The 23,534-nt window shown below is 35.0% G+C and carries 20 protein-coding genes, 1 tRNA gene, 1 pseudogene and 3 other annotated features; of the genes and pseudogenes, 1 reads left to right on the forward strand and 21 read right to left on the reverse strand.

The window, feature by feature from the left end; genetic code table 11:
• Positions 1–36 precede the first annotated feature (36 nt).
• From RDV78_10070 to ligD, 18 genes and pseudogenes are all read right to left on the reverse strand, one after another.
• Positions 37–251, reverse strand: a pseudogene (locus RDV78_10070) (homoserine O-succinyltransferase).
• Between the two features lie 758 nt (positions 252–1,009).
• Positions 1,010–2,737 (reverse strand): DNA polymerase/3'-5' exonuclease PolX, encoded by a 1,728-nt coding sequence (gene polX, locus RDV78_10075; GenBank protein MDS1030791.1) that lies wholly within the window; start codon positions 2,735–2,737, stop codon positions 1,010–1,012.
• A gap of 422 nt (positions 2,738–3,159) precedes the next feature.
• Positions 3,160–3,432 (reverse strand): cell division protein ZapA, encoded by a 273-nt coding sequence (gene zapA / locus RDV78_10080; protein ID MDS1030792.1) that lies wholly within the window; start codon positions 3,430–3,432, stop codon positions 3,160–3,162.
• Between the two features lie 84 nt (positions 3,433–3,516).
• A complete protein-coding gene (gene pheT / locus RDV78_10085) occupies positions 3,517–5,943 on the reverse strand; it encodes a phenylalanine--tRNA ligase subunit beta (GenBank protein ID MDS1030793.1) in 2,427 nt (808 codons plus the stop codon).
• A 16-nt stretch (positions 5,944–5,959) separates the two neighbouring features.
• Positions 5,960–6,985 (reverse strand): phenylalanine--tRNA ligase subunit alpha, encoded by a 1,026-nt coding sequence (gene pheS / locus RDV78_10090; protein MDS1030794.1) that lies wholly within the window; start codon positions 6,983–6,985, stop codon positions 5,960–5,962.
• Between the two features lie 47 nt (positions 6,986–7,032).
• Positions 7,033–7,284 (reverse strand) — a binding site (T-box leader).
• Between the two features lie 190 nt (positions 7,285–7,474).
• Positions 7,475–8,269: an RNA methyltransferase gene (locus tag RDV78_10095; GenBank protein MDS1030795.1), complete on the reverse strand. Its 795-nt coding sequence runs from the start codon at positions 8,267–8,269 to the stop codon at positions 7,475–7,477.
• Positions 8,270–8,321: 52 nt separating this feature from the next.
• On the reverse strand, positions 8,322–8,678 hold the full coding sequence (gene rplT / locus RDV78_10100) for a 50S ribosomal protein L20 (protein MDS1030796.1): 357 nt from the start codon (positions 8,676–8,678) through the stop codon (positions 8,322–8,324).
• Between the two features lie 23 nt (positions 8,679–8,701).
• Positions 8,702–8,899, reverse strand: a complete 198-nt coding sequence (gene rpmI / locus RDV78_10105) for a 50S ribosomal protein L35 (protein MDS1030797.1) — start codon at positions 8,897–8,899, stop codon at positions 8,702–8,704.
• A 33-nt stretch (positions 8,900–8,932) separates the two neighbouring features.
• Entirely contained in the window at positions 8,933–9,463 is a 531-nt protein-coding gene (gene infC, locus RDV78_10110) for a translation initiation factor IF-3 (protein ID MDS1030798.1), read from the reverse strand.
• Positions 9,464–9,477: 14 nt separating this feature from the next.
• Positions 9,478–9,594 (reverse strand) — a sequence feature (ribosomal protein L20 leader region).
• 52 nt (positions 9,595–9,646) lie between these two features.
• Positions 9,647–11,557 carry a threonine--tRNA ligase gene (thrS, locus tag RDV78_10115; protein MDS1030799.1) on the reverse strand — a complete coding sequence of 637 codons (1,911 nt, stop codon included), beginning with the start codon at positions 11,555–11,557 and terminating at the stop codon, positions 9,647–9,649.
• A gap of 43 nt (positions 11,558–11,600) precedes the next feature.
• Positions 11,601–11,813, reverse strand: a binding site (T-box leader).
• Between the two features lie 66 nt (positions 11,814–11,879).
• Positions 11,880–12,734 (reverse strand): putative sporulation protein YtxC, encoded by an 855-nt coding sequence (ytxC, locus tag RDV78_10120; GenBank protein MDS1030800.1) that lies wholly within the window; start codon positions 12,732–12,734, stop codon positions 11,880–11,882.
• Between the two features lie 141 nt (positions 12,735–12,875).
• Positions 12,876–12,952 (reverse strand) — tRNA-Val (locus RDV78_10125).
• A gap of 106 nt (positions 12,953–13,058) precedes the next feature.
• The gene (gdhA, locus tag RDV78_10130; GenBank protein MDS1030801.1) at positions 13,059–14,387 is read right to left on the reverse strand and encodes an NADP-specific glutamate dehydrogenase; all 1,329 of its coding nucleotides are present in this window, start codon (positions 14,385–14,387) and stop codon (positions 13,059–13,061) included.
• Between the two features lie 234 nt (positions 14,388–14,621).
• Positions 14,622–15,917 (reverse strand): glutamine synthetase family protein, encoded by a 1,296-nt coding sequence (locus tag RDV78_10135; protein ID MDS1030802.1) that lies wholly within the window; start codon positions 15,915–15,917, stop codon positions 14,622–14,624.
• A 20-nt stretch (positions 15,918–15,937) separates the two neighbouring features.
• A complete protein-coding gene (locus RDV78_10140; GenBank protein MDS1030803.1) occupies positions 15,938–16,519 on the reverse strand; it encodes an ANTAR domain-containing protein in 582 nt (193 codons plus the stop codon).
• 6 nt (positions 16,520–16,525) lie between these two features.
• The gene (locus RDV78_10145; GenBank protein ID MDS1030804.1) at positions 16,526–16,717 is read right to left on the reverse strand and encodes a hypothetical protein; all 192 of its coding nucleotides are present in this window, start codon (positions 16,715–16,717) and stop codon (positions 16,526–16,528) included.
• Between the two features lie 139 nt (positions 16,718–16,856).
• Positions 16,857–17,015, reverse strand: a complete 159-nt coding sequence (locus tag RDV78_10150) for a DUF1540 domain-containing protein (protein ID MDS1030805.1) — start codon at positions 17,013–17,015, stop codon at positions 16,857–16,859.
• A 73-nt stretch (positions 17,016–17,088) separates the two neighbouring features.
• A complete protein-coding gene (gene ligD / locus RDV78_10155; GenBank protein ID MDS1030806.1) occupies positions 17,089–17,985 on the reverse strand; it encodes a non-homologous end-joining DNA ligase in 897 nt (298 codons plus the stop codon).
• Between the two features lie 40 nt (positions 17,986–18,025).
• On the opposite strand from ligD, the gene RDV78_10160 reads away from it, so the two are divergent.
• Positions 18,026–18,943: an RNA ligase family protein gene (locus RDV78_10160; protein MDS1030807.1), complete on the forward strand. Its 918-nt coding sequence runs from the start codon at positions 18,026–18,028 to the stop codon at positions 18,941–18,943.
• On the opposite strand, the gene RDV78_10165 is transcribed toward RDV78_10160, so the two are convergent.
• The 3 genes from RDV78_10165 to fusA all read right to left on the reverse strand — a co-directional run bounded on the left by RDV78_10165 (position 18,940) and on the right by fusA (position 23,340).
• Positions 18,940–19,761 carry a Ku protein gene (locus RDV78_10165; protein ID MDS1030808.1) on the reverse strand — a complete coding sequence of 274 codons (822 nt, stop codon included), beginning with the start codon at positions 19,759–19,761 and terminating at the stop codon, positions 18,940–18,942. The two genes, RDV78_10160 and RDV78_10165, sit on opposite strands and share 4 nt — an antisense overlap.
• Before the next feature lie 576 nt (positions 19,762–20,337).
• Positions 20,338–21,144, reverse strand: a complete 807-nt coding sequence (locus RDV78_10170; protein MDS1030809.1) for a methylenetetrahydrofolate reductase — start codon at positions 21,142–21,144, stop codon at positions 20,338–20,340.
• A gap of 144 nt (positions 21,145–21,288) precedes the next feature.
• On the reverse strand, positions 21,289–23,340 hold the full coding sequence (fusA, locus tag RDV78_10175; protein ID MDS1030810.1) for an elongation factor G: 2,052 nt from the start codon (positions 23,338–23,340) through the stop codon (positions 21,289–21,291).
• Between the last annotated feature and the right edge of the window lie 194 nt (positions 23,341–23,534).

Raw genomic sequence — 23,534 nt, forward strand, 5'->3', positions numbered from 1 at the left:
CAATTATTAAATAAAAAAACGATATGATGGTTCCGACTATTTCAACTCATTCAAATCATACGGTGTCTCTTGGTATACATAGTAATTCGGCCAGTTTGCAAAAAGAAGGTTTGCATGCCCTCTCCATCTGACAATGGGTACCTTATCCGGATTATCGTCAGGAAAGTAATTTTCGGCACTTTGATAGCAAGCCCTTTTGCAACATCCCGTTCATATTCGGATTTTAAGGTTAGTGGATCATATTCGGAATGCCTGAACTGTTCCAACAGCTATGCCCCATGGCTTTAATGGGACAAATCAACACGCTGAAAATTGATGCCAGGATAATGGATAAATTATTCAGTGAGGCCTCTGGAACAAAAAGGAAGATGACTCTTGAGAAGAGGATATGAAAGATTTGGAGGTATATTCTTCAATATAAAGAGTACCATCACAATGTTGCAAAGGAATAGCTTTATATTAATATGCATAATGTACTTCAATTTGTGCACTTGATATACAACCCGTCCGATACGTTCATTGAAATTTCTAAGTGCTGTTTCTATATCTTTTGCTTTCATCTCCATGATCAGGACCGCAACGTCATAATAGAAAACCTCACTTGACACCTTTAGATAATCCTCAAAAATCTGTATCAGATCCACCTGCACAACCAACTTTTCGTTGCTGCCTCTGACAATGAAGGAGCTGTAGAAGCTATTGCCACCCGTTCCAGGGGTTGGCCGAGGCTAATCAACAATTTAGCCACTAACTGCCTGCTTTATGGATGCGGAAAAGAATGGAAGGTATTGATGAAGAGGCGGTTATTAAGTCCGCTCAGGAAGTAGGTATTTAAACTAAAAACCGGGTATTTCCCGGTTAATTTTTTACCCTAAAAAAGCGTGACAATGTGAAATCTGCTTTACTGTAGGCTAATACAAAATGAAATTTTTGAAACTTATTTTTGCAAATTACCCTAATTTATGATGAAAATGAGGAGCTATTTTAATTTGCTAATTCACACTGGTGGTCAACTTTTACGACTCAAACACTTTTTTAATTCAATCAATGATTTAGTATTAATTACATGCTCCTTTGTAAGCCATCCTCTGCGAGCAGTTAACACTCCGTATGCAATTTCGTCCATTTTAGCTGTATCATGGGCATCAGTATCAATGGAAATAGGTATTTTATAATCATAGGCTGCTTTATAGGCCAGCTCAGAGCTTAAATCTAATCGATCAACGGAGGAATTTATCTCCAAAATTTTATTTTCAGAGTGGGCTAAAGCAAATATCCGTTCTAAATCTACCTTATAGGGATTGCGCCTGCCAATGATTCTTCCTGTTGGATGAGCTAAAATATGTACATAGGGATTTTTTAATGCAGCTTCTATTCTACCTGTAATTTTTTCCCTATCTTGCCGAAACCCTGAATGAATTGAGGCAATAACTAAATCACAGCTGTCTAAAATATCATTGTCGTAATCCAGCTGGCCAGTATCAAGAATATCCGTTTCAACTCCGGTTAGAATTTGCAGATTATCAGATTTATTATTAAGTTCTCTGATTAATTTATGCTGCTCTTTTAAACGCTCTTCAGAAAGGCCTCCTGCAATTTTTAAACTTTTAGAGTGGTCAGTAATTGCAATATACTCATACTTTTTTTCTTTAGCTTTTTCAACCATATTTTCAATGCTTTTTACTCCATCACTCCAGGAAGTGTGTAAATGTAAATCGCCTTTCAGATCTTCTATTTCTAATAATTGAGGAATTTTTCCTTTCAATGCAGCCTGTAATTCTTTTTCTCCTTCTCTTAGCTCCGGCGGTATGTATAGCATACCTAAACACTTATAAATATCCGCCTCACTGTTGACATTTATACTATCCTCAGAATCATCAGGGTAAATGCCTTGTTCAGTTAATCTTAGATTAAGCTTTTCTGCCCTCTCTTTCATTTTGAGTTTATGTTTTTTGGATCCTGTTAAATTATACAAAGCAATCCAAAATTGTTTTTCCTCAACCATTTCTATTATTACTTTTATGCCTAACCAAGTCAGTACCACACACTTTTTTAGATCACTGTCTAATAGCTTTTTAACTTGCGGATGCTTTCGTAAAGTTTGCTTAATTATTTCAGAATTAGTTGTTGAAACTAATAAATCTATGGCTTCAACTTGATCTTTTCCACGACGTAAACTTCCACATACTACTCCTCGGTGCACTTCTGGAAGCTGCTTCAAATCTTCTATAAACTGTACTGCTAAAGGCATAGCAATTCCGATGGGGATATTGCTATAAGTGTTTTGTTTTAACATCTCAATACTACGTAGGATGTTTAATTCAGTTTTACTACCCATACCGGGCAAAGTACGAATTTTCTTCTCCAAGGTGGCTTTTTCTAAATCGGCAAGATCATTAACTCCTAATCTTTCATGAATTAATTTAATAGATTTGGGCCCTAAACCAGGAATTTTTAACAGCTCTTTAAGTGTCATGGGGATTTCTTTTTTTAATCGTTGATACAAAGCACACTTGCCAGTTGCTAAAAGCTCAGTAATTTGCAATGATAATTTTTTGCCTATGCCAGGCAAATGTTCTAGTTCCTGCCTAGATTTAATATTTGTTAATTCTTTTCCTAAATTCCTAACTGTCCTGGCTCCTTGCCTATAAGCCATAACTTTAAAAGGATCCTCTCCTTGCAGCTCCAAAAGATCTGCAATTTCTTGTAAAATCCAGGCTATTTCTAGATTTGTCATCTCATCACCTCACAGTCAATTACCCAAACTAATTTTCCCAAACTGATTACAATTAATGCTATAAAACGCTTTAATGCGAAGGGGCGAAGATAAATCAAAGAATCTGACTGCAGACATGAAGATTTATACAAAGAGAAGATAACCGAGGCTGAAATTGCATAGACGAGGATATAAAGGTCAGTTTGAGAAAATATCTATGACAACCCGGCGCAACTCCGCAAGCCCATTAAAAAGTATGGCCTTACCAAACAGTTGGTTTAAGGAAATAGGGTTAATTGATTTGGAAACATACAATGTCGGCGTTTTCTCACTTCTGCAAGAAATGACTGAGGTTTATCAGGAGCCGTATACGAGGCCCGTACATACGGTTCTGTGAGAAGGATAAAGCCGAAGCAAATTACTTCGGCTTTATCTTACTCGATTTAAAGTTCTTTAGCTTCTTCAATTAACTTTAAAAGAGAATCGTAATCATCCTGTATTTTCTTTTGTTCATCTGCAATATTTAGTGCAGCTAATACAGCTATTTTATAAAGAGGCAATGTATTATTTTTTTGAGCAATTTGTCTCATTTTTTGATCAACATAATTAGCTATTATTTCTATATATTCAGGAGCTTCATCTGATCGCACTACATATTCGGAATCGTAAATATTTACTACAGTACGAGATTTTTTATTCTGATTATCCTGTTGCAACCAAACGCCCCCTCTTAACTATTTAAATACAATATATTTATTTTCTCCATTTTTTATTAAAAATCCTGCTATCAGATAAAAGTATTACTCTCTAAGCTGGGCTTGAAAATTATTCTTTAATTCTGACTGAATTTTTAAATGTAATTCATTAACTTCGTTGTCAGTTAAAGTGCGATCCTGAGCTTGGTAGATAAGGTTATAAGCAATGCTTTTCCAACCTTCTGGCACTTGTTTACCTCTGTAGACATCAAACAGACTAAAATTAGCTAGCAACTCTCCCCCTACTTTAGTTATAATATCATTTACCTCTTGAATAGTAACTTTTTCAGGCAATAAGAAAGCCATATCCCTTTCAACGACTGGATATTTAGGCAAAGGTTGATATGTTTTTACTTTTTTGAATCCTTTTAGAAGTAAGCCCGTTTGTAATTCAAAAACATATACAGGCTGTTCTAATTCAAAATTTTGCAGTACAGTAGGATGAATTTCACCAATTACTCCAATAACCTGGTTTTCTACTAAAATTTCTGCCCCACGCCCGGGATGAAGAAAAGCGTAAGACTTACTAGGTTTAAATACAGCGGAAGTAGCATTCAACTTTAAAAATAATGCTTCAACAATTCCTTTTAAGTAATAGAAATCCTTTATTTCCTTAGGCCAATTCCATGTTTTAATCTGTTCACCAGTAACCAGGCCAGCAAGTATGGTAGCTTCCTCAGGTAAAGCTTCTCCAACCCTAGGTAAAAAAACCTTGCCGTTTTCAAAAATGCTAATATTTGTTTGTCGCCGCTTAATGTTCCTCGTAGCCACTTCTAAAAGCCCAGGAATTAAAGTTGTCCGCATTACGCTTTGCTCTTCGCTTAAGGGGTTCTTGATGGTAACTACATTTCTCCAAGTATGCTCTTTTTCCAAGCTTAATTTATCAAAAGCTTTTGGGCTGATAAAACTGTAAGTGATTACCTCAGTCATACCGCACCCAGTTAAAATATCCTTTGACCTCTCTACTAAGAGCTGCTCTGTACTCTTTTTACTTTGGGACATGGTTCCTACTGGGAGCGTTGTAGGTATTTCGTCATAGCCAAACATTCGAGCAATTTCTTCAATTAAATCTATTTCTATACTAATGTCTTGACGATAAGGAGGTATGCCCACTGTAAATTGTGCACCGTCTACTCTAACCTCCATATTAAGGCGTTCCAAATAATTAATAATTGTTTCCTGGCTTAAATTTATACCTAAAATTTGGTTCACTCTCTCAGGCCTTAATTTAACACATTTGGTAGGCTGATGCAGGGGATAAATATCGATATTTCCAGGAACACCTTGCCCAGCACCTAATTTTTCTATAAGATCTACTGCTCTGTTTAAAGCAGCAATAGTTCCTTCAATATTAATGCCTTTTTCATAGCGAGCAGAAGCTTCCGATCGCAAACCTAATTTGCGAGATGTTTTTCTAATACTTGCACCAGTAAAGTTAGCCGATTCTAATAAGATAGTTTTTGTCTGATTTGTTACCTCAGATTCCAGACCGCCCATGACACCAGCAATAGCAACTGCTTTTTTTTCATCAGCAATTATTAACATTTCTTGATCTAATGTTCTTTTATTATTATCTAATGTAAGTATTTCTTCTCCCGCATAAGCAGTACGTACAACAATATGATGTCCAGTTAAGCAATCATAATCAAAAGCATGTAATGGCTGTCCCATTTCCAGCATAACAAAATTTGTTATGTCTACAATATTATTAATAGAACGCATCCCTGCTGACTCTAAGCGATGTTTAAGCCATAAGGGAGATTTCCCGACTTGAACGTTTTTAATAACTCTAGCTGAATATCTGCCACAAAATTCAGGATTTGCAATTTCAACTGTAGCAAGTTTAGACGTTTCTTCACTTGTTTCTGATTCTTTTATTTCTGGAATTTGAAGTTTTGATCCTGTAATAGCACTAACTTCCCGAGCAACATTAATTATGCTTAAACAATCTGCCCGATTAGGCGTCAATTCTAATTCTAAAACTTCATCGTCTAGCCCAAGTATCTTTTGTACTGACTGTCCTACTTCAGCTTCCTGAGGCAAGCTCATAATTCCATTTCTTTCGTCCTCTGGAAGGCTAGCAGGATCTATTCCTAATTCTTGTGCCGAACATAGCATGCCATATGAAGCAATTCCTCTGAAATTTGCTTTGGAAATTTTTACTCCATTAGGTAAACTAGCCCCGACTAAAGCTACAGGTACTTTCATTTCAGGTTGAACATTAGTTGCCCCAGTAATAATAGTCAAAGGTTCTTCCCCAGATTGAACGTCTACTCGACAAATAACTAAGCGGTCAGCTTGAGGATGTTTTTCAATTGATTTAATTTTACCTACTACAACATTATTAATTCCTGCACCAGGTTTATGTATATTATCAATTGCCAAACCAGCCATAGTCAATTTATGTGCTAAGGTTTTAGTTGGCATATCTATCTGTACGTAATCTTTTAACCATTTTAAAGAAACCAGCATCTTATTCCCTCCTCTTTTACCTAAACTGTTTAATAAACCGAAGGTCATTATCAAATAAAAGCCTCAAGTCATCAATTCCATATTTTAACATAGCAATCCGTTCAATTCCCATCCCAAAAGCAAACCCAGTTACTTTTTCCGGGTCATAACCGGACATTTCCAAAACCCTAGGGTGTACCATGCCACTTCCTAATATTTCTAACCAACCAGAATCTTTACAAACTCTGCATCCCTTTCCTCCACACATTACACAGGCAATGTCCACTTCGGCGCTTGGCTCCGTAAAAGGAAAGTAACTTGGCCTGAGCCTAATCTTTTGTTCTTCTCCAAACATTTGTTTGACAAAAGCTAAAAGTATACCTTTTAAATCTGCAAATGTCACATTAGTATCTACCAAAAGGCCCTCAACTTGGTGAAACATAGGTGAATGGGTAGCATCATCATCCCGGCGATAAACCTTACCTGGTGAAATGATTTTAACTGGCAGCTGAGGAGTCATTTTTTCCATAACCCTAGCCTGTACGGGAGATGTATGTGTTCTTAAAAGCGTATCCTCAGAGATATAAAAGGAATCCTGCATATCCCTAGCTGGATGGTCTTTGGGCAAATTTAAGGCTTCAAAGTTATAGTAATCTAATTCAATTTCTGGGCCTTCAGCAACTGTAAAACCCATACCACTAAAAATACTCTTCATTTCATCTAAGATTAATGTTAACGGATGTTTATTTCCAACTTCAATCACCCGTCCAGGAAGAGTTACATCAATAGTTTCCTGAGCTAACTTTAGTTCTAAAGCTAAATGTTGCAATTTTTCTCGCTGCTCTACAATAATCGCCTCTAACTCGTTCCGAACCTGATTGGCCAATTGCCCTAAAACAGGTCGTTCTTCTGCAGTTAAATTTCCCATACCCCTTAATACCTGGGTTAATAATCCCTTTTTACCCAAATATTTAACTCGCAGTTCATTTAAGATATCCAAATTTTCGGCCTTAACTAATTCGCTGCGTCCATTTTTTCTTATTTGCTCTAATTGTTCTCGCATCCTGATCCTCCTACTTACATTTTTGGGCAAAATAAAAAGCCCTCATCCCAAGGGACGAAAGCCATCTTCCGTGGTACCACCCAAATTAATCCAAACTACGGATTACTTTATCGGTAATATAAAACCGTATTCCAGTAACGGTGGAAACCCGGCTAACCTACTCATAGTAAAAAGTCTACTTTCAGCTCGCTGTTTACAGGTGAACTTCATGGTTTACAACCTTAACAGCACTTTCAGTCCACGATGCTGCCTCCCTAAAAGGTTAGAAAACTATTACTTTTCCTGATCATTACATTTTATCTATTATTGTACAATTAATTTACGATACATGATATAAGCAGCTATGGAGCCTGTTTTCTCAAATATCCTCCAAAAAATATCGGCGGGTAAAAGCAAAAACACCACAACCTTTCCATGAGTTTTTTGGGGGAACTTTTTATGAACTGATTATATCATACCAATACTTGTCTTGGCAAGGAAATGGCGGATTCACAATCCCTTTTGACGTACAGTTTCGTAAATTAAAATTGCTGCAGCTACACTTGCATTTAAAGACTCCACCCCTCCAGGCATAGGAATCTTAATAATGGAACTAGCTCTTTGAAGAAAAATGTCTGCTGGGCCATGGTTTTCATTGCCAATTACCAAGGCGACTTTACCCGATAAGTCAATTTCATAATATTTTTGCCGACCATTTATATCAGCAACAACTAAGTTGTAATCGTAGTTTTCTATCGCTTTAATAATACCTTCAGTATCCTCAACTACAAAAGGTAAATAAAAAATACCTCCCATAGTTGAACGCAGTACTTTTGGATTATAAACATCTACAGAACCGCCGGTTAATAACAATCCCCCTGCTCCTGCTGCAGCCATAGTACGAATAATAGTGCCTAAATTACCTGGATCTTGAATACCATCAGCAACAACAACTAACTTCCCGGAATCCAACATATGATCCAATTTATAAACTCTCTTTTGGGCAATGATTAAAATTCCCTGGGGCGTTTGAGTCTGGGCTAAATCGTTAAAAATTTTTTCTTCAACTATAAATAACCTCGTCCGCTCTTCTAGATTTTGATAATAATCATCTGACTGTAGTTTTACGTAAGCAGAAGGTGTAAGTAAAATTGCTTCCAGCTTATATTTTGTTTCCATGGCTTCCTGCAAACTTCTAAAACCTTCTAAAACAAACAGACCCGTTTCTTCTCTAAATTTACGTTTTTCTAAATTCTTTACCAATTTAATATAGTGATTATGTCTGGAAGTAATTTCTGTCGCCAAGATATAATTCCTCCAAACTAAAAAAGGCAACCTTAGTCACCTTTTTAGACTTTTACTTTAAATTACTTTTAGCAGTAGCCACTAATTTACTAAATGCTTGGTTATCACTAACAGCTAATTCAGCAAGCATTTTACGATTAACTTGCACACCAGCTTGTTTTAATCCGTTAATCAAGCGGCTATAGGAAATGCCATTTTGTCTAGCTGCAGCATTTATTCTAGCAATCCATAACTTCCTAAAGTCCGATTTGCGTTTTTTCCTATGAGCATAAGCATATGACAAAGACTTCATAACTTGCTGATTTGCAGGTCGGAATAACTTAGACTTTGCACCAAAGTATCCCTTTGCCAGTTTTAATATCTTTTTATGACGGCGATGAGCTGTAACTCCTCTTTTAACTCGAGCCATAATATTTCCTCCTCAAATACAGTTTATAAGTATGGTAATAATTTAGTCAATTTTTGCTGATCGGTCTTATTGACTATAGTTGTCTGTCTTAAATTACGTTTTCGTTTTGGTGATTTCTTTCCTAAAATATGGCTTTTAAAAGCATGAGCCCTTTTAAATTTTCCAGTACCAGTTATTTTGAATCTTTTAGCCGCACCCCTATGGGTTTTCATTTTTGGCATAATTATTGCCTCCTTCTAGAGCTATTTTAAATCTTACTTATCTTGTTTAGGCGAAAGAATCATAGTCATATTTTTTCCTTCTACGTTGGGAGCTTTTTCAACTCCTGCAATATCGCTTAACTGGTTAGCAAGTTTGAGGCAAAGTTCTTTGCCAAGGTCAGTGTGAGAGATTTCCCGTCCTCGAAACATAATGGTTACTTTGACTTTATCTCCACTTTGCAAAAATTTAATAGCATTTCTAGCCTTAACTTGAAAGTCATGCTCATCAATACCCAGCCGGAATTTGACTTCCTTAACATTTATAACTTTTTGCTTTTTCCGTGCTTCTTTTTCCCGTTTGCTTTGCTCATAAGAGTACTTACCAAAATCCATGATTCTGCAAACAGGTGGTTTCGCGGCAGAAGCTACTTCTACTAAATCCACGCCTCTTTCCTGGGCTAATTTTAAAGCATCCTTAAGAGCTAAAATCCCTAGTTGATCACCATTTGTATCAACTAAACGAACCTCACGAGCACGGATCTCTTCATTGACTCTCAAATCCTTACTAATAATTTTCACCTCCAAAAAATTTACCAGCTAAATAATTAAAAATGCGGATGGTATATTCCATCCGCATTACATACTTAACCTTCTAAACTTAAACCTTATGAGCTCTTAGCAATAAGGTGAGAAGCGGACGGCTTCTACTTATAGATAATATTATTACCTAATTATATTACTAAAAAAATTACATTTAGTCAAGCGATATTATTCTTTGTTTTTAATTTCTTGCAGAATCTGCGTACAAATATTTTCAATTGACATGGTACCCATATCTCCAGCACTTCTTTTGCGCACTGCTACAGTTTTTTCTGTGGCCTCTTTTTCTCCTATAACTAACATATAAGGTATTTTTTCTAACTGAGCCTCTCTAATTTTATAACCGATTTTTTCATTTCTTCCATCTACTTCTACTCTAATTCCTTGATTTTCAAGTGTTTTCTTTATCTCATATGCGTAATCTAGCTGCTTATCAACAATTGGTAAAATACGAGCTTGTACAGGAGCTAACCAGAGAGGAAAAGCCCCAGCATAATGTTCAATTAAGATACCAATAAATCTTTCTATACTGCCAAAAATAACACGGTGAATCATTACTGGACGATGCTTTTGTCCATCCTCCCCAATAAAAGTTAAGTCAAATTTTTCGGGCATTTGAAAATCCAATTGAATTGTACCACACTGCCAGGTTCGTCCAATGGAGTCTTCTAAATGAAAATCAATTTTTGGACCATAAAATGCCCCATCGCCCTCATTAATTTTATAAGGCATATTTCTTTGTTCCAAAGCATTCTGTAGGGCGGAAGTAGCTTGTTCCCAAATTTCATCAGAACCCATGGCTTTTTCTGGTTTAGTCGAAAGTTCAACATAATATTTAAAACCAAATATGCTATAAAGAGAATCTATCATATTAATGACATTTTTAATTTCATCAGTAATTTGCGAGTGAAGCATAAAAATATGCGCATCATCTTGGGTAAAAGCTCTTACCCGCATCAGCCCATGTAAAACACCAGATTTTTCGTGGCGATGAACCAATCCCAATTCTGCCATGCGTAGAGGAAAATCTCTATAACTATGCTGTTCTGTTTTATAAACCAACAGTGCTCCGGGACAATTCATAGGTTTAATAGCATAATCTTGATCATCAATTTTAGTAAAGTACATATTTTCTTTATAATGATCCCAATGCCCTGATCTCTCCCACAAAGACCGATTTAATATGATTGGTGTTCTAATTTCTAAATACCCGTTTTTGCGGTGCTCAGCACGCCAAAAATTTTCTAATTCATTGCGGATAATCATGCCTTTCGGATGGAAGAAAGGGAAACCAGGGCCTTCTTCATGCAAAGTAAATAATCCTAACTGTGCTCCTAATTTACGATGGTCTCTCTTTTTAGCCTCTTCCAGTTTATTTAAATAATCATCAAGTTGGGATTGTTTTGGAAATGATGTACCATAAATTCGCTGTAGCATTTTATTCTTTTCATTTCCGCGCCAATATGCTCCCGCTAGGCTCATTAATTTTACTGCTTTAATTTTACCCGTAGATGGTACATGGGGCCCAGCGCAAAGGTCTACAAAATCGCCTTGCTTGTACATACTTATTACAGCATCTTCCTGTAAATCATTGATTAGCTCTACTTTATATATTTCACCTTGTTCCTCAAAATACTTAAGAGCCTCTTCTCTGGGAACCTCTTTTCTATCAAAAAAATAATCTGCTTTAATAATCCGTTTCATTTCTTCCTCAATAGCATTTAAATCCTCCGGAGTAAAAACATGGGTTGTATCAAAATCATAGTAAAATCCATTAGTTATTGCAGGTCCAATGCCGAATTTAACATCTGGAAAAAGGTGTTGCACAGCCTGAGCCATAATATGGGCAGTACTATGGTGGTATGCTTTTGCTCCATCTTCGTTTTCAAAAGTTAAAATTTCTAATTCTCCATCTTTATCTATTTTATGATTTAGATCTACTACCTGGCCGTTCCATCTAGCTACTAAGGCCGTTTTTGCTAATTTTTGGCTAATTGAACGTGCAACTTCTGCTATTGTTATTCCGACTGGAAATTGGCGTTGATAGCCATCTTTTAAAGTGATATTGATTTCCGACATATCAATTCCTCCTTTATATTGAGCAATAAAAAACTGCCAATCTCAAAGAGACGGCAGCACCGCGGTTCCACTCTTGTTAGAAAAGCAAAAACTTTTCTCACTTAACTCGATAACGCTCGAGAACGCCGAAACATACTTAATTCCGCTCCGGTACTCAGGGGTGGTCTTCGACTAACCAAACCTAGGAATACTCACAGCAACTGTATTCCCTCTCTTTAAGCTTAAATTAGCCTACTTTCCCCTTCATCGCTTCTAAGTATTTTTCTAAGTAAATTATATTCCCACCGACTATAATTTGTCAAATTTTTAACTACCAAATAATCTACTCTTCACGGCATTTACTACATCCCGGACATATTACTACTCTCTCACCAAATACATTGTCAATGATTTTAATTGTGTTCTTAACTTCCTCCATATCTGGCAAGTGTAAGACTATCTGCTGAGGAGCTGTTGTTATTAGGGCACTGATTAGTAAATCTTCATAATTTATATCAGTGTCATATAAATCAACAACAAAATCCTCCAAATATTCATTAGTAATTACATTTTGTTTAGCATCGTATAATTGAAAGTAACCAGATGGTTTCAGTAGCACATGTACTTCTTGTACCTTAGTATCTTGCATTTCAACAAAATGACGCAAAAGTCGAATAAATTCATTATATTCCTTCTCCATTAAAAAACTATCTACTGCTGAATCTACGGCTTCTTCTAATTCACTCACATATTCTTTCAGCCTAAACTTAATAAATCCATCAATTATTAAATCATCATGGGTTTCTAGATACTCTGCAATTTTTAATAATATTCTGTTTTTCCGAAGCAAGTTATCTTCATCTGCCAAAAATTGCAATGTCTTATCAAATATATTTTGTTTTTCTTCTTCTGTAAAATAACTATAACTACTTTTTATTATACCTTTAATTAAGTTTTCTTCCCATTTAGAAACTACTACTTCGGAAATTACCTGTGCTAAAAAATGTTTGAACTGCAATCCACCTTTGTCTGTCTTAGTTTTAGGTACTATGTTATAACCAAGAAAAGTATAATCTCCACTTGCTTTTTCCTGTAAATTGTATTCCACACCTTCAGCCTGCAACAACTTGAGTTCGTCATCAAGTTTATTGCGAATGAAATCGATGTGTCTGGTAGTGCCAATTGATATTAGCGACATCGTTTTCACCCCTTCTCCTGCTATATTATATGTGTGGAATTTTATTTGTATACAAATTTGGATTCTATCCTTATTTTGATAAAATAAAAACAAAGGAATTTAAAAGAAAGACAAATTTCTTTCTTCTAAATTCCTTTTAGATGGTGGTCGCTACTGGACTTGAACCAGTGACCCCTTGCATGTCAAGCAAGTACTCTAACCATCTGAGCTAAGCGACCAATAAAAAATTGCCGAACACTTATATAGTATAGCTAAATATAAATATTTGTCAAGAATAAATTAAGAAAATCACGGCAGGCTAGAGTATTCCAGCCTGCCGATAAATTATACAATACCCTGTGCTTTCATGGCTTTAGCAACTTTCATAAAGCCAGCTATGTTAGCTCCCACAACCAAATTATCTTCACAGCCAAATTCTTTAGCTGTTTTGCTTGCATTTTTATAAATATTTACCATAATATCTTTTAATTTTGCATCTACTTCTTCAAAAGTCCAGGAATATCTCATGCTGTTTTGGGACATTTCTAAAGCTGATGTTGCAACTCCTCCTGCATTGGCAGCTTTAGCAGGTCCAAATAAGACTTTATTATCCATGTAAACTTTAATTGCTTCTGGAGTTGATGGCATATTAGCTCCTTCGGCTACTGCCCAAACTCCATTTTTAACTAATATTTTGGCTGATTCTTCATCAATTTCATTTTGTGTTGCACAAGGTAAGGCAATATCTGCTTTAATTGTCCAAATACCTTTGCATCCTTCATGATATTCAGCAGAAGAATGGTACTTAACATATTCTGAAATTCTTTTTCTTTCAACCTCTTTAATTTGTTTTACTATATCTACTTTAATACCCTCTGGATCATACACGTAACCACTTGAATCACTAACTGCTACAACTTTAGCTCCTAACTCTTGAGCTTTTTCCGTTGCATAAATAGATACGTTACCAGAGCCAGAAATAATAACAGTGGCACCTTTAAAAGATTTGCCTTTATCAGCAAGCATTGCTTCTGTAAAGTAACATAAGCCATAACCAGTTGCTTCTGTTCTCGCTAAACTGCCGCCCCACTCAAGGCCCTTGCCAGTTAATACTCCCTCATAAGCGTTTCTTATTCTCTTATATTGCCCAAACATAAAACCAATCTCTCTGCCGCCAACACCAATGTCGCCTGCAGGAACATCTGTATCAGGACCAATATGTCTATAAAGTTCAGTCATAAAACTTTGGCAAAATCTCATAACTTCTGCGTCGGATTTACCTTTAGGATCGAAATCTGATCCACCTTTACCACCACCAATTGGCAGCCCTGTTAATGAATTTTTAAAGATTTGCTCAAACCCAAGAAATTTTATAATACCTAAGTTAACAGAGGGGTGCAGCCTTAGTCCACCTTTATAAGGACCGATTGCGCTGTTATATTGTACTCTAAAACCACGATTAATTTGTTGCTTACCTTGATCATCAACCCATGGCACCCTAAACATAATTACTCTTTCTGGCTCAACAATGCGTTCCACAACTTCCTTATATTCAGGGTATTTTTCTACCACTAGTTCCAGGGATTCTAATACTTCCTCTACAGCCTGGTGAAACTCTGGCTGATCCGGATCCCTTTTTAAAATCTTTTCCATTACTTCATCTTTTAAAGACATATAACCACTCCTTAGAATATTTAAATTAAATATGTATGACAGTTAGAAAAATAAAAAAAGCAACAGCTAAATAACCTGCTGTTGCTAGTTTGCATTAACAGAAGCTTCTTGGACATCGTTGCCCTAAAATTATACCGTTTTAAAAAAGCAAAAAAAATTTACTTACTTGAATAGATTTTACTAGGATTTTTGCAAATTAACAACACTTTTTTTAGATGTATACAGTATTCTACCTTAATACTTAACTAAGTATTCATTTCTTTCCCAAGGATGGATTGTCTTCTGATACCTTTGCCATTCCAATTTTTTCAGATTATAATATAAATCCACAATGTGTTTACCTAGAACTTTTTGAACTAATTCATCCTGCACTAATAAATCCAATGCTTCATTTAAATTTTGAGGTAATACTATTTCACCTAGTTCATCAGGTACATATGGCTTTCGAAGTTCCAGACTTTTTTCCATTCCATCTATTCCAGCAGCTAACAAAACTTCCAACGCTAAATAGGGATTGCAACACCCATCAGGACTTAACACTTCAAGCCACAATTCCCGCTCACTATTTTGAGCTATCCGCAACATCGTTGCTCTATTATCTACGGACCAACCTAAAACATTAGGGGATAATTTAGAAGCAATTAAACGTTTATATGAATTTACCAAAGGATTTGTTATAGCAGTAAGGCCTCGACCATGCTCCAGTATTCCAGCCATAAAATTTTGAGCTTCTATAGACATTTGATAATTTTCCTGATGGCTATAAAACACATTCTGTAAAGCTTTATAAAGACTAAAACTAATTTGTAATGCAGATCCATCCATATCCGAAAAAGGCTTAGGCATAAAAGATGCATGCAGTCCATGCCTTTGGGCAATTGTACGTACAACAAAGCGTAAGGTTGCTATTTTATCTGCTAAAGATAATATATGATCTGATTTAAGTGCTATTTCGTGCTGCCCTTGGCCCGCTTCATGATGTGATGAGCCAATTTCAAAACCCATTTCTTCCAAGGTCAATACCATTTCCCGGCGGGCATTCTCCCCTAAGTCAAGTGGTGTAAGGTCACAAAAGCCACCACGGTCATGTGTCATTGAAGTTGGCTGTCCCATTTCATCCTGCTTAAATAGGTAAAATTCAGCCTTAGCGCTTCCCAAAATCATAATATCTTTAAGTTTCATATTGCTAAGCACTTTTTTTAGGCTGTTTCTAGAACAACCCGGGTAAGGAGTACCATCTTCATTATTAATATCACAAATTAACCGAGCAACTGCCCCTTCTTTTGGACGCCAAGGGAAAATAACGAAAGTATTAGGATCTGGCATCAGTCTAATTTGTTTTTTACTGCTTGTCACTATTCCGTCCACCGCTGAACTATCAAAAAGTTCAAAACCTTCTAAGACTCTTGGTAAATCTTTAACTGTAATAGCAATATTTTTTAACATTCCAAAAATATCAGTAAATTGTAAGCGGACAAATTTCACATGGTCTTCTTCAGCCCTTTGGATAACGTCTTTTTTAGTTAACATTAGTATCCTCCTTTAAGGGTTTAAACACTAGAACTTAGTAATCTAATTATCTCTCTGGCAATTTGTTTCATGTTTTTTGATTGATCCATACTTAGCTTACGCATTAATTTATATGCTTCGCCTTCATCAATTTTTTTTGCTTTTACTAACAATCCTTTAGCCCGTTCGATTAACTTTCTTGCTTCAAGTTCATCAAGTAATTTTCTTTTTTCTTGTTCAATAATTAAATTGCGCTCATGCCAATTAATGGCTAGTTGAGAAGCAATAATGAGACTGTTACTTTCAACTGGTTTAAGCAGCAAATTATAAGCCCCACAGTCTTTAGCACTTTGTAGGATTTCCCAGGAAAAAAATGAAGCCACCAAAATTATTGGGCTGCCTTTTTGCTCACTAACTACACGAGCTATCTCAAAACCATTCCTTCTAGGCAAATCAGTGCTGACTAAAGCTAAGTCAGGTTGCAGTTCAAAAATTAAGTTAGCAGCTTCTCTTCCATCGCCTGTTTCCCCTATAATTATTGCACCTGTTTGGATTAATGTATTCGTAATGGCTTTGCGCTGTCCTTTTTCTGGTTCGGCAACAAAAACTTTAAAGCCATACATATTTACTCACCACTTACAGTTACCAAACATTGCGGTAACCAGGGCTAGTAAAAACATTGCGGTAACCAGGGCTAGTTTATCTGATTCATTAAGTATTTGCAGCTGTTGGCCAATGTTCCTTGGATGAGTTATTAAATACGTAATTTTAAAAGTTCTAGTAAAAGTTCTTCTAGAAACTGCTCCGTTTTTTTTAGTCATAAATAAATCTCCTAAAATAGTAATCTAAATACCTAGCTTATATTCTATTGTAAAATAATTTTTCCTCTAAAATAAAAAAGGCATTTATCACTATTCATGAATAAATGCCTTTAAATACAAATTTAACATAACATCTAATTTATTTTAGTTCAAAACTTCCGCAGTCTGTTTGCTCAACTTTATCAGCAGTAGAAACATTTTTTACCACTTTGATTTGTTCTAAAGAACAATAATTAGCTGAATCGACATGGTATTTGCATTCCGTAACTGTGCATCCGATATTTTCATTTTTGTTCATTTAATTACCTCCTAAATTACTTTCAATTATTATCATATATTATTATTCTATAACTTCAAAAAATTATACTGCCTTAATTTATCCATTTGTCTATCTTCTGTTGACATGTTAAAACCTCGTAAAATACATCTCCTTTATATTTTAAACGTTGAGGCATGCTTTTTAGAGTAAACATATCAGGTGTAACGCCATTGCTCAATTCCTCCCACTCTAATGGACAAGATACTGGTGCACCCTTTCTTGGTCTAGGGCTATAAGGAGCAATTATGGTTTTACCTTTAATATTTTGAAGATAGTCCAAATATAATTTACCTTTTCTATCTATAATTTTTCGCTCTGTAGTCACTATTTGCGGAAAAGTAATTTCTAGTACTCTACAAAAGAAATAAGCAAATGACCTAACTTCTTGGTAAGTATATTTAGGTACCAAAGGAACATAAACTTGCAAGCCAGTAGCTCCAGATGTTTTTGGAAAACCCTTTAACCCTTCCAAAAGCAATAATTCTTTTAATGCTAGTGCAATCTTTCGAACATCTTCAAAGTCCGTCTCTTCCATAGGGTCCAAATCAAAAACTGCAGCCTTAGGACAATCCAGATTATCTATACTAGAAAGCCATGGATGTAATTCCAAACAAGCCTGATTAGCTGACCAGAGCAAGCTTTTTAAATCGTTTATTAGTGCATAATTAATTTTTTTGGCTCGCCCAGTTGATAAGCTAATTTCAGTATAGGTATCCATCCAACTAGGGGCATAAGCGGGTAAATTTTTTTGGTAAAACGCCTTTCCTGCTATTCCGTTAGGATACCTTGTAAACACCATTGGACGATTTTCTAAATGCGGTAATATATACTCACTAACCTGGACATAGTAATTTATTAGATCGGCCTTTGTTACTTTATCCTCAGGCCAAATATATTTATCTAGGTTGGTAAAATTTAATTTCTCTTGCTCTACTAATACTATGGGCATTGTCGCCACCTACCATTAAATTAAATGAATCGGTGATTAAATGTTAGACCTATTTAGACCTTTTAAACCTATGGAACCTAAAATTTTTCCTGAGCCTTTTGACAGCGAAGACTACGGTTTTCAAATTAAATGGGATGGGACACGTATCCTTGCGCATATATATAACAATAAAATTATTTTATTTAATCGAAAAAAAAACGAAAGAACTCTCCAGTATCCTGAAATTACAGATCAACTTTCTAGTATCTTTAATAATAAACAAGTTATTTTAGATGGGGAAATAATCTATCTCTCCCATGGTAAGCCCAATTTTCAAGAATTAATGCGGCGTGATAAAGCAAAAGATGCAGGCACAATCAAATTATTACTTAACAAAATGCCCGTAACCTACATTGTTTTTGATATTCTTTTGCTTGATGGAAAAGAGCTGCAAACGTTGACTTTTAAAGAGCGGGATGAAATATTAAAAAATACCCTTATACCGAAATCTAATGTTATAACAACAGATACTTTCCCTATGAAAGGTAAAGCATTATTTAAAGTAGCCTCTGCACATAACCTTGAAGGAATTGTAGCTAAAAAATTTAATAGTCCCTATCAATTAGCATCCAAAACAGCAAACTGGTTGAAAATAAAAAATTGGCGAACAATGAATGTCACTATCGGGGGATATATTTGCCAGGGAAACGATTTACGTTCTTTATTAATTGGCACAAAGGAAAATGAAGCACTAATCTATCAAGGTAAGGCAGCAGCTGGTTTAGACCAAAAACAGCTCAAAGATTTATTTGAAAAGTTGCATGAACAACAAACTAAATCTTCTCCTTTTCATCACTATCCGAAACTTAAAGAGAAAATACAATGGGTAAATCCTTTAATTGAATTAGTAGTAGAATATCTTGAATTTACTGAAGAAGGTTATTTAAGACAACCTGTAATAAAAAAAATCCTTTATTAAGCATTAGCAATCTTTTTACGACTGCGTATTTTTTTCTTTGGTTGCTCTTTATTTTGTTCTTGCAAAGCTAAACTAGCTTTTAATGCTTCCATTAAATCTACTACTTTTTCCTTATTTGCCTGAGGAATAGTAATTTCTTGACCCGTAATTTTTGCTTTAATTATGTTAAGTAAAGCTTCTCGATATTCATCTGTATATTTTTCCGGTTCAAAGGAAGCTGCCAAAGACTGTATTAACTGGACTGCCATTTTTATTTCATTATCATGTATTTTTATATCTACATTTAAGGGGATCTCTTTTGCCTCGCGAATTTCATTAGGAAAAAACATTGTTTCCATCATAATGTAATCATTAGCATAAGGACGTAAACACGCCAGACTTTGTTTGGAACGAATTGCAACTTTAGCAATAGCTATTTTCCCCGCTTGCTGCATTGCCATTCTTAATAAAATATAAGCCTTTTGACTAATATCTTCAGGACCTAATAAGTATGAACGATCGTAATAGATAGGATCTATTTCTGGCAAATCAACAAAATCAATTATATCAATAGTTCTTGTAGTTTCATCAGGTATACTTTCCAAATCCTTTTCGTTAATTACGACAAATTTACCCTTTTCATATTCGTAACCTTTAACAATTTCATCTTCCTCTATTTTACGATTACAGACAGGGCATACTTTTTCATAATGAATTGGCGTTCCACATTCTTTATGCAGCTGACGAAAACTAATATTCTTTTTTTCAGTAGCAGCATACATTTTAATTGGTATACTAACTAATCCGAAGCTAATTGAACCTTTCCACATTGCACGCATTTGCTACTTCACCCTCTAAGCCTTTATTTCAAACTATTAATAGCTTCTCAAATAAATCATCATTTAAACAAATATAATAGTACCAATTTGTTCAACATCTGGTGAATATTCCATCAATACAGACAAAAATATACAAGCTTAAATAAATAGGCAAAATGGCTAAGGTTATTATTACGTACAAATACATAACCTGTTTTCCCAACTTCAGCCCAGGAAATCTTGGTTTCTAAGCCCTCTGATACAAAACTAGTTGGAATTATATTACATTACTTACAAACTTATTTAGTTGATTATGAAGCATCTGTCATGCAATTATCTTCCCACTTTATCTAAAAATAATAATATTTATTATAGTGAATTTAATCTTAACTATAGTTTTAAGTCTAATTTTTGTGTAACTTTTAAAACATTGCTCCAAGGGGTAAAATTTAAGATACCATTAATATCTTTATACAGTATTCCTATTGCTGTAACATTCAAAACCTGAGCATATCTGGGCTTGACATATTACCGCAGGACTTTATAAAACAAAGTCAATTCTAGTAATTTACATCAGAATTGACGTAAATATAATTATTATCTTTTTGTTTTAAATTCAATAAGAGGTTTAATTTGCCGATTTTTCTCACTGTTTATCTCAGGTGTAAGTACAGCTGAAAGATAGTCATATAAATTTGCCTTAATGGGCATAAAATAAATATTTGTATTGGTCTGATTAATAAAGTCAATTATTTTGGTTGCAAAATTTACATTCCAGACTAGGTTAGGTCTAAAATCAGCTGGAAAAACCACATTATTTTTTGTTTCCCAATAGTTGACAGAATTCTCGGATAGAACTGGCGATATTCCCCAAAAAACATCCTTTCCACTTAAAATTTCAGCATATATTTCCATTAGCCTTAAGTCAAAAAATGGTTGAGTAAAAAATCCGTCTGCTCCAACATCGATTTTACGCATTATATAGTCATGCTCTTTGCTTATACTTTGTCGATAAGGATCGATAGCTCCATAGACTTTTAGCTCTGGCAGTTCATTTTTCAGCTTCTTTATAACATCTAGGCTTGTAGTAGGATATATTTTTTTTGACATATCCTGAGGAAAATCACCTGTTACAACTAAAACTTCTCTAATGTTATATTCCACGAATTTCTCAAGTAAGGGAAAAGGCCTTTCCAAATTAATATCGATGGCTCGTATATGAGGAATGATATCCAGCTGAAATTTGTTTGTATACTTACCAGCTTCCCAACTGCGTATATCGAAGCGAAGCAAATCGGGAACATTAATAGTTTTAATTAAACTAAAATTATCTTTAATTAATTTTAGATCTTTTAACAAAGATTTTTCACTTCGAGGCACAAGTTCCACAGATATTATTGACATTTTTATCACCCCAGTTAGTATTATTTATCAGTCCAAAAAAAATTATAGATACTATTTGACATATTTTCAAATACTATTGTACAAAAAAAAAGCAGGGTGTTTAATAACCCTACTTCAAAATTATAAATGAGGTAAAAACTTTTTTTAACTAGTCTTAGCTACCTTTGATGCTTCAATAATTTTATTAGCAATAACCGAAGGAACTTCTTCATAATGTGCAAATGCCATCGTAAAACTACCCCGACCTTGAGTGATAGATTTTAAATCAATTGCATATTTGTACATTTCAGATAGTGGCGCCAGTGCACGAATAATTTGATATTTCCCTTTAGGCTCCATACCTAATATTCTTCCTCGTTTAGCATTAAAATCGCCAATAATGTCCCCCATGAATTTTTCCGGTACGGTTACTTCTACTTGCATATATGGTTCTAGCAATACGGGTTTTGCTTTTTCCAACGCTTTTCTAAAGGCTAAAGATGCAGCAATTTTGAAAGCCATTTCAGAAGAATCAACCGGGTGGTAGGACCCATCCGTTAAAGTAACCTTAACATTTGTTACAGGATACCCTGCCACTATTCCCTCGGTCATGGCTTCCTTAATACCTTTTTCTACTGCAGGTATATACTGCTTCGGTACAGAGCCTCCAAAGATAGTTTCCTCAAATTCAAATTCCTTTTCTTCAATTGGAGCAAGATCAATAAAAACATGACCGTATTGACCATGCCCCCCCGATTGTTTTTTATGTTTCCCTTCTATCTTTTGAGTAGCTACTTTAATTGTTTCACGATAAGGAATTTTCGGGGTAGCCATTTCAACATCAACACCAAATTTACGGTGTAGTTTTTCTAAGGTAATATCTAAATGGGTCTCTCCTAACCCTATAAGTAAAGTTTCTTTAGTTTCCAAATCTTTTTTTACTCTTAATGTAGGATCCTCTTCTAATAAACGGGCAATTGCATTGCCAAGTTTATCCTCATCGCCTTTACTTTTTGGTTGGATAGCAACTGGCAAATTAGGTTCTGGAAAATCAATACCTTCCAATTGTTTTGGATTTTGTTTATTAGTTAATGTATCTCCAGTTGCAGTAAATTGAAGCTTTGTTAAAGTAACAATATCACCGGCTTTAATTTCAGAAACAGGATGCTGTTGTTTACCAACCATAGTAAAAAGTTGCCCAATTTTTTCTTCATTTTCTTTGTTAGAATTGTATACAGATATTTCAGGTTTTAATGTTCCATTAAAAACTTTCAGGAAACTTATTTTACCTACATAAGGATCTGCTAGTGTTTTAAATACTAAAGCAGCCAATGTTTCGTCCACAACTTCAGAACTAACGGCTGCATCCAAGGGTGATGGGAAATATTCAACTATAAAGTCTAATATTGGGGAGATTCCAATATTTTTTAAAGCAGAACCGCACAAAACGGGAACTACTTTTGATGTAATTATTCCATTTCGTAATCCAGATTTAATTTCATCTGTAGTTAATTCAGCCCCATCAAGATACTTAATTAGCAGATCATCGTCCCCTTCAGCAGCTGCTTCAATTATATTTAAACGCAAAGTGGTAACATCATTTTCTAGCTCAGTAGGGATAGGCGCTTCCTGAAACTTTCCAGTTCCCTCCTCATATAATAATGCTTTTAAGTTAATGATATCTATAATACCTTTAAATGAATTTTCCGCACCAATTGGTATTTGCACTGGAATTATTCTCTTTCCATTATCCTGCGTAAAAACTTGTAATTCGTCTAAAACTTTTGAAAAGTCTGCATTTTCACGATCCATTTTGTTAATGTAAAATAAACGAGGCAGGTTATTTTCTTCTGCATAATCCCAAATAACCTGTGTTTGAACTTCTACACCCGAAACAGCACAAACAGTAAATATTAAACTGTCCGCAACTCTTAAGGTTCCTTTCACATCACCAATGAAATCAGCGTAACCAGGAGTATCCAAAAAATTGATTTTAGAATTCTGCCATTCAAGCGGAGCTAAAGCCATCTTAATAGTTATTTTTCGTTTAATTTCCTCAGGTAAATAATCTGTTGTTGTATTACCTTCATCAACTTTTCCTAATCGCGATATTACTCCCGCATTAAATAAAAATGCCTCTGTAAGCGATGTTTTTCCCGCGCCCCCATGGGCTACAATTCCAACATTTCTAATCTTACCTGACTCGTAGACTTTCATTTGCCTCCTCCTTTGTTCATGGCTTGTGTAATTCTAAAATGACGGTCTTGAAAAAAAACCGCCTGTTTCCTTGATGTAATATATGTTCTGTTATATAAAAATAAAATCCTTTTTTTAACAAAAGTTTTTTTATATTTTAGGAAATTAAACTTTTTAAATTAACAAAAACATTTATTTTTTTCTTAAACGATAAT

The organism is Bacillota bacterium LX-D (assembly GCA_031628995.1).
In the GTDB taxonomy this organism is placed as follows: Bacteria; Bacillota; DUOV01; order DUOV01; family Zhaonellaceae; genus JAVLUO01.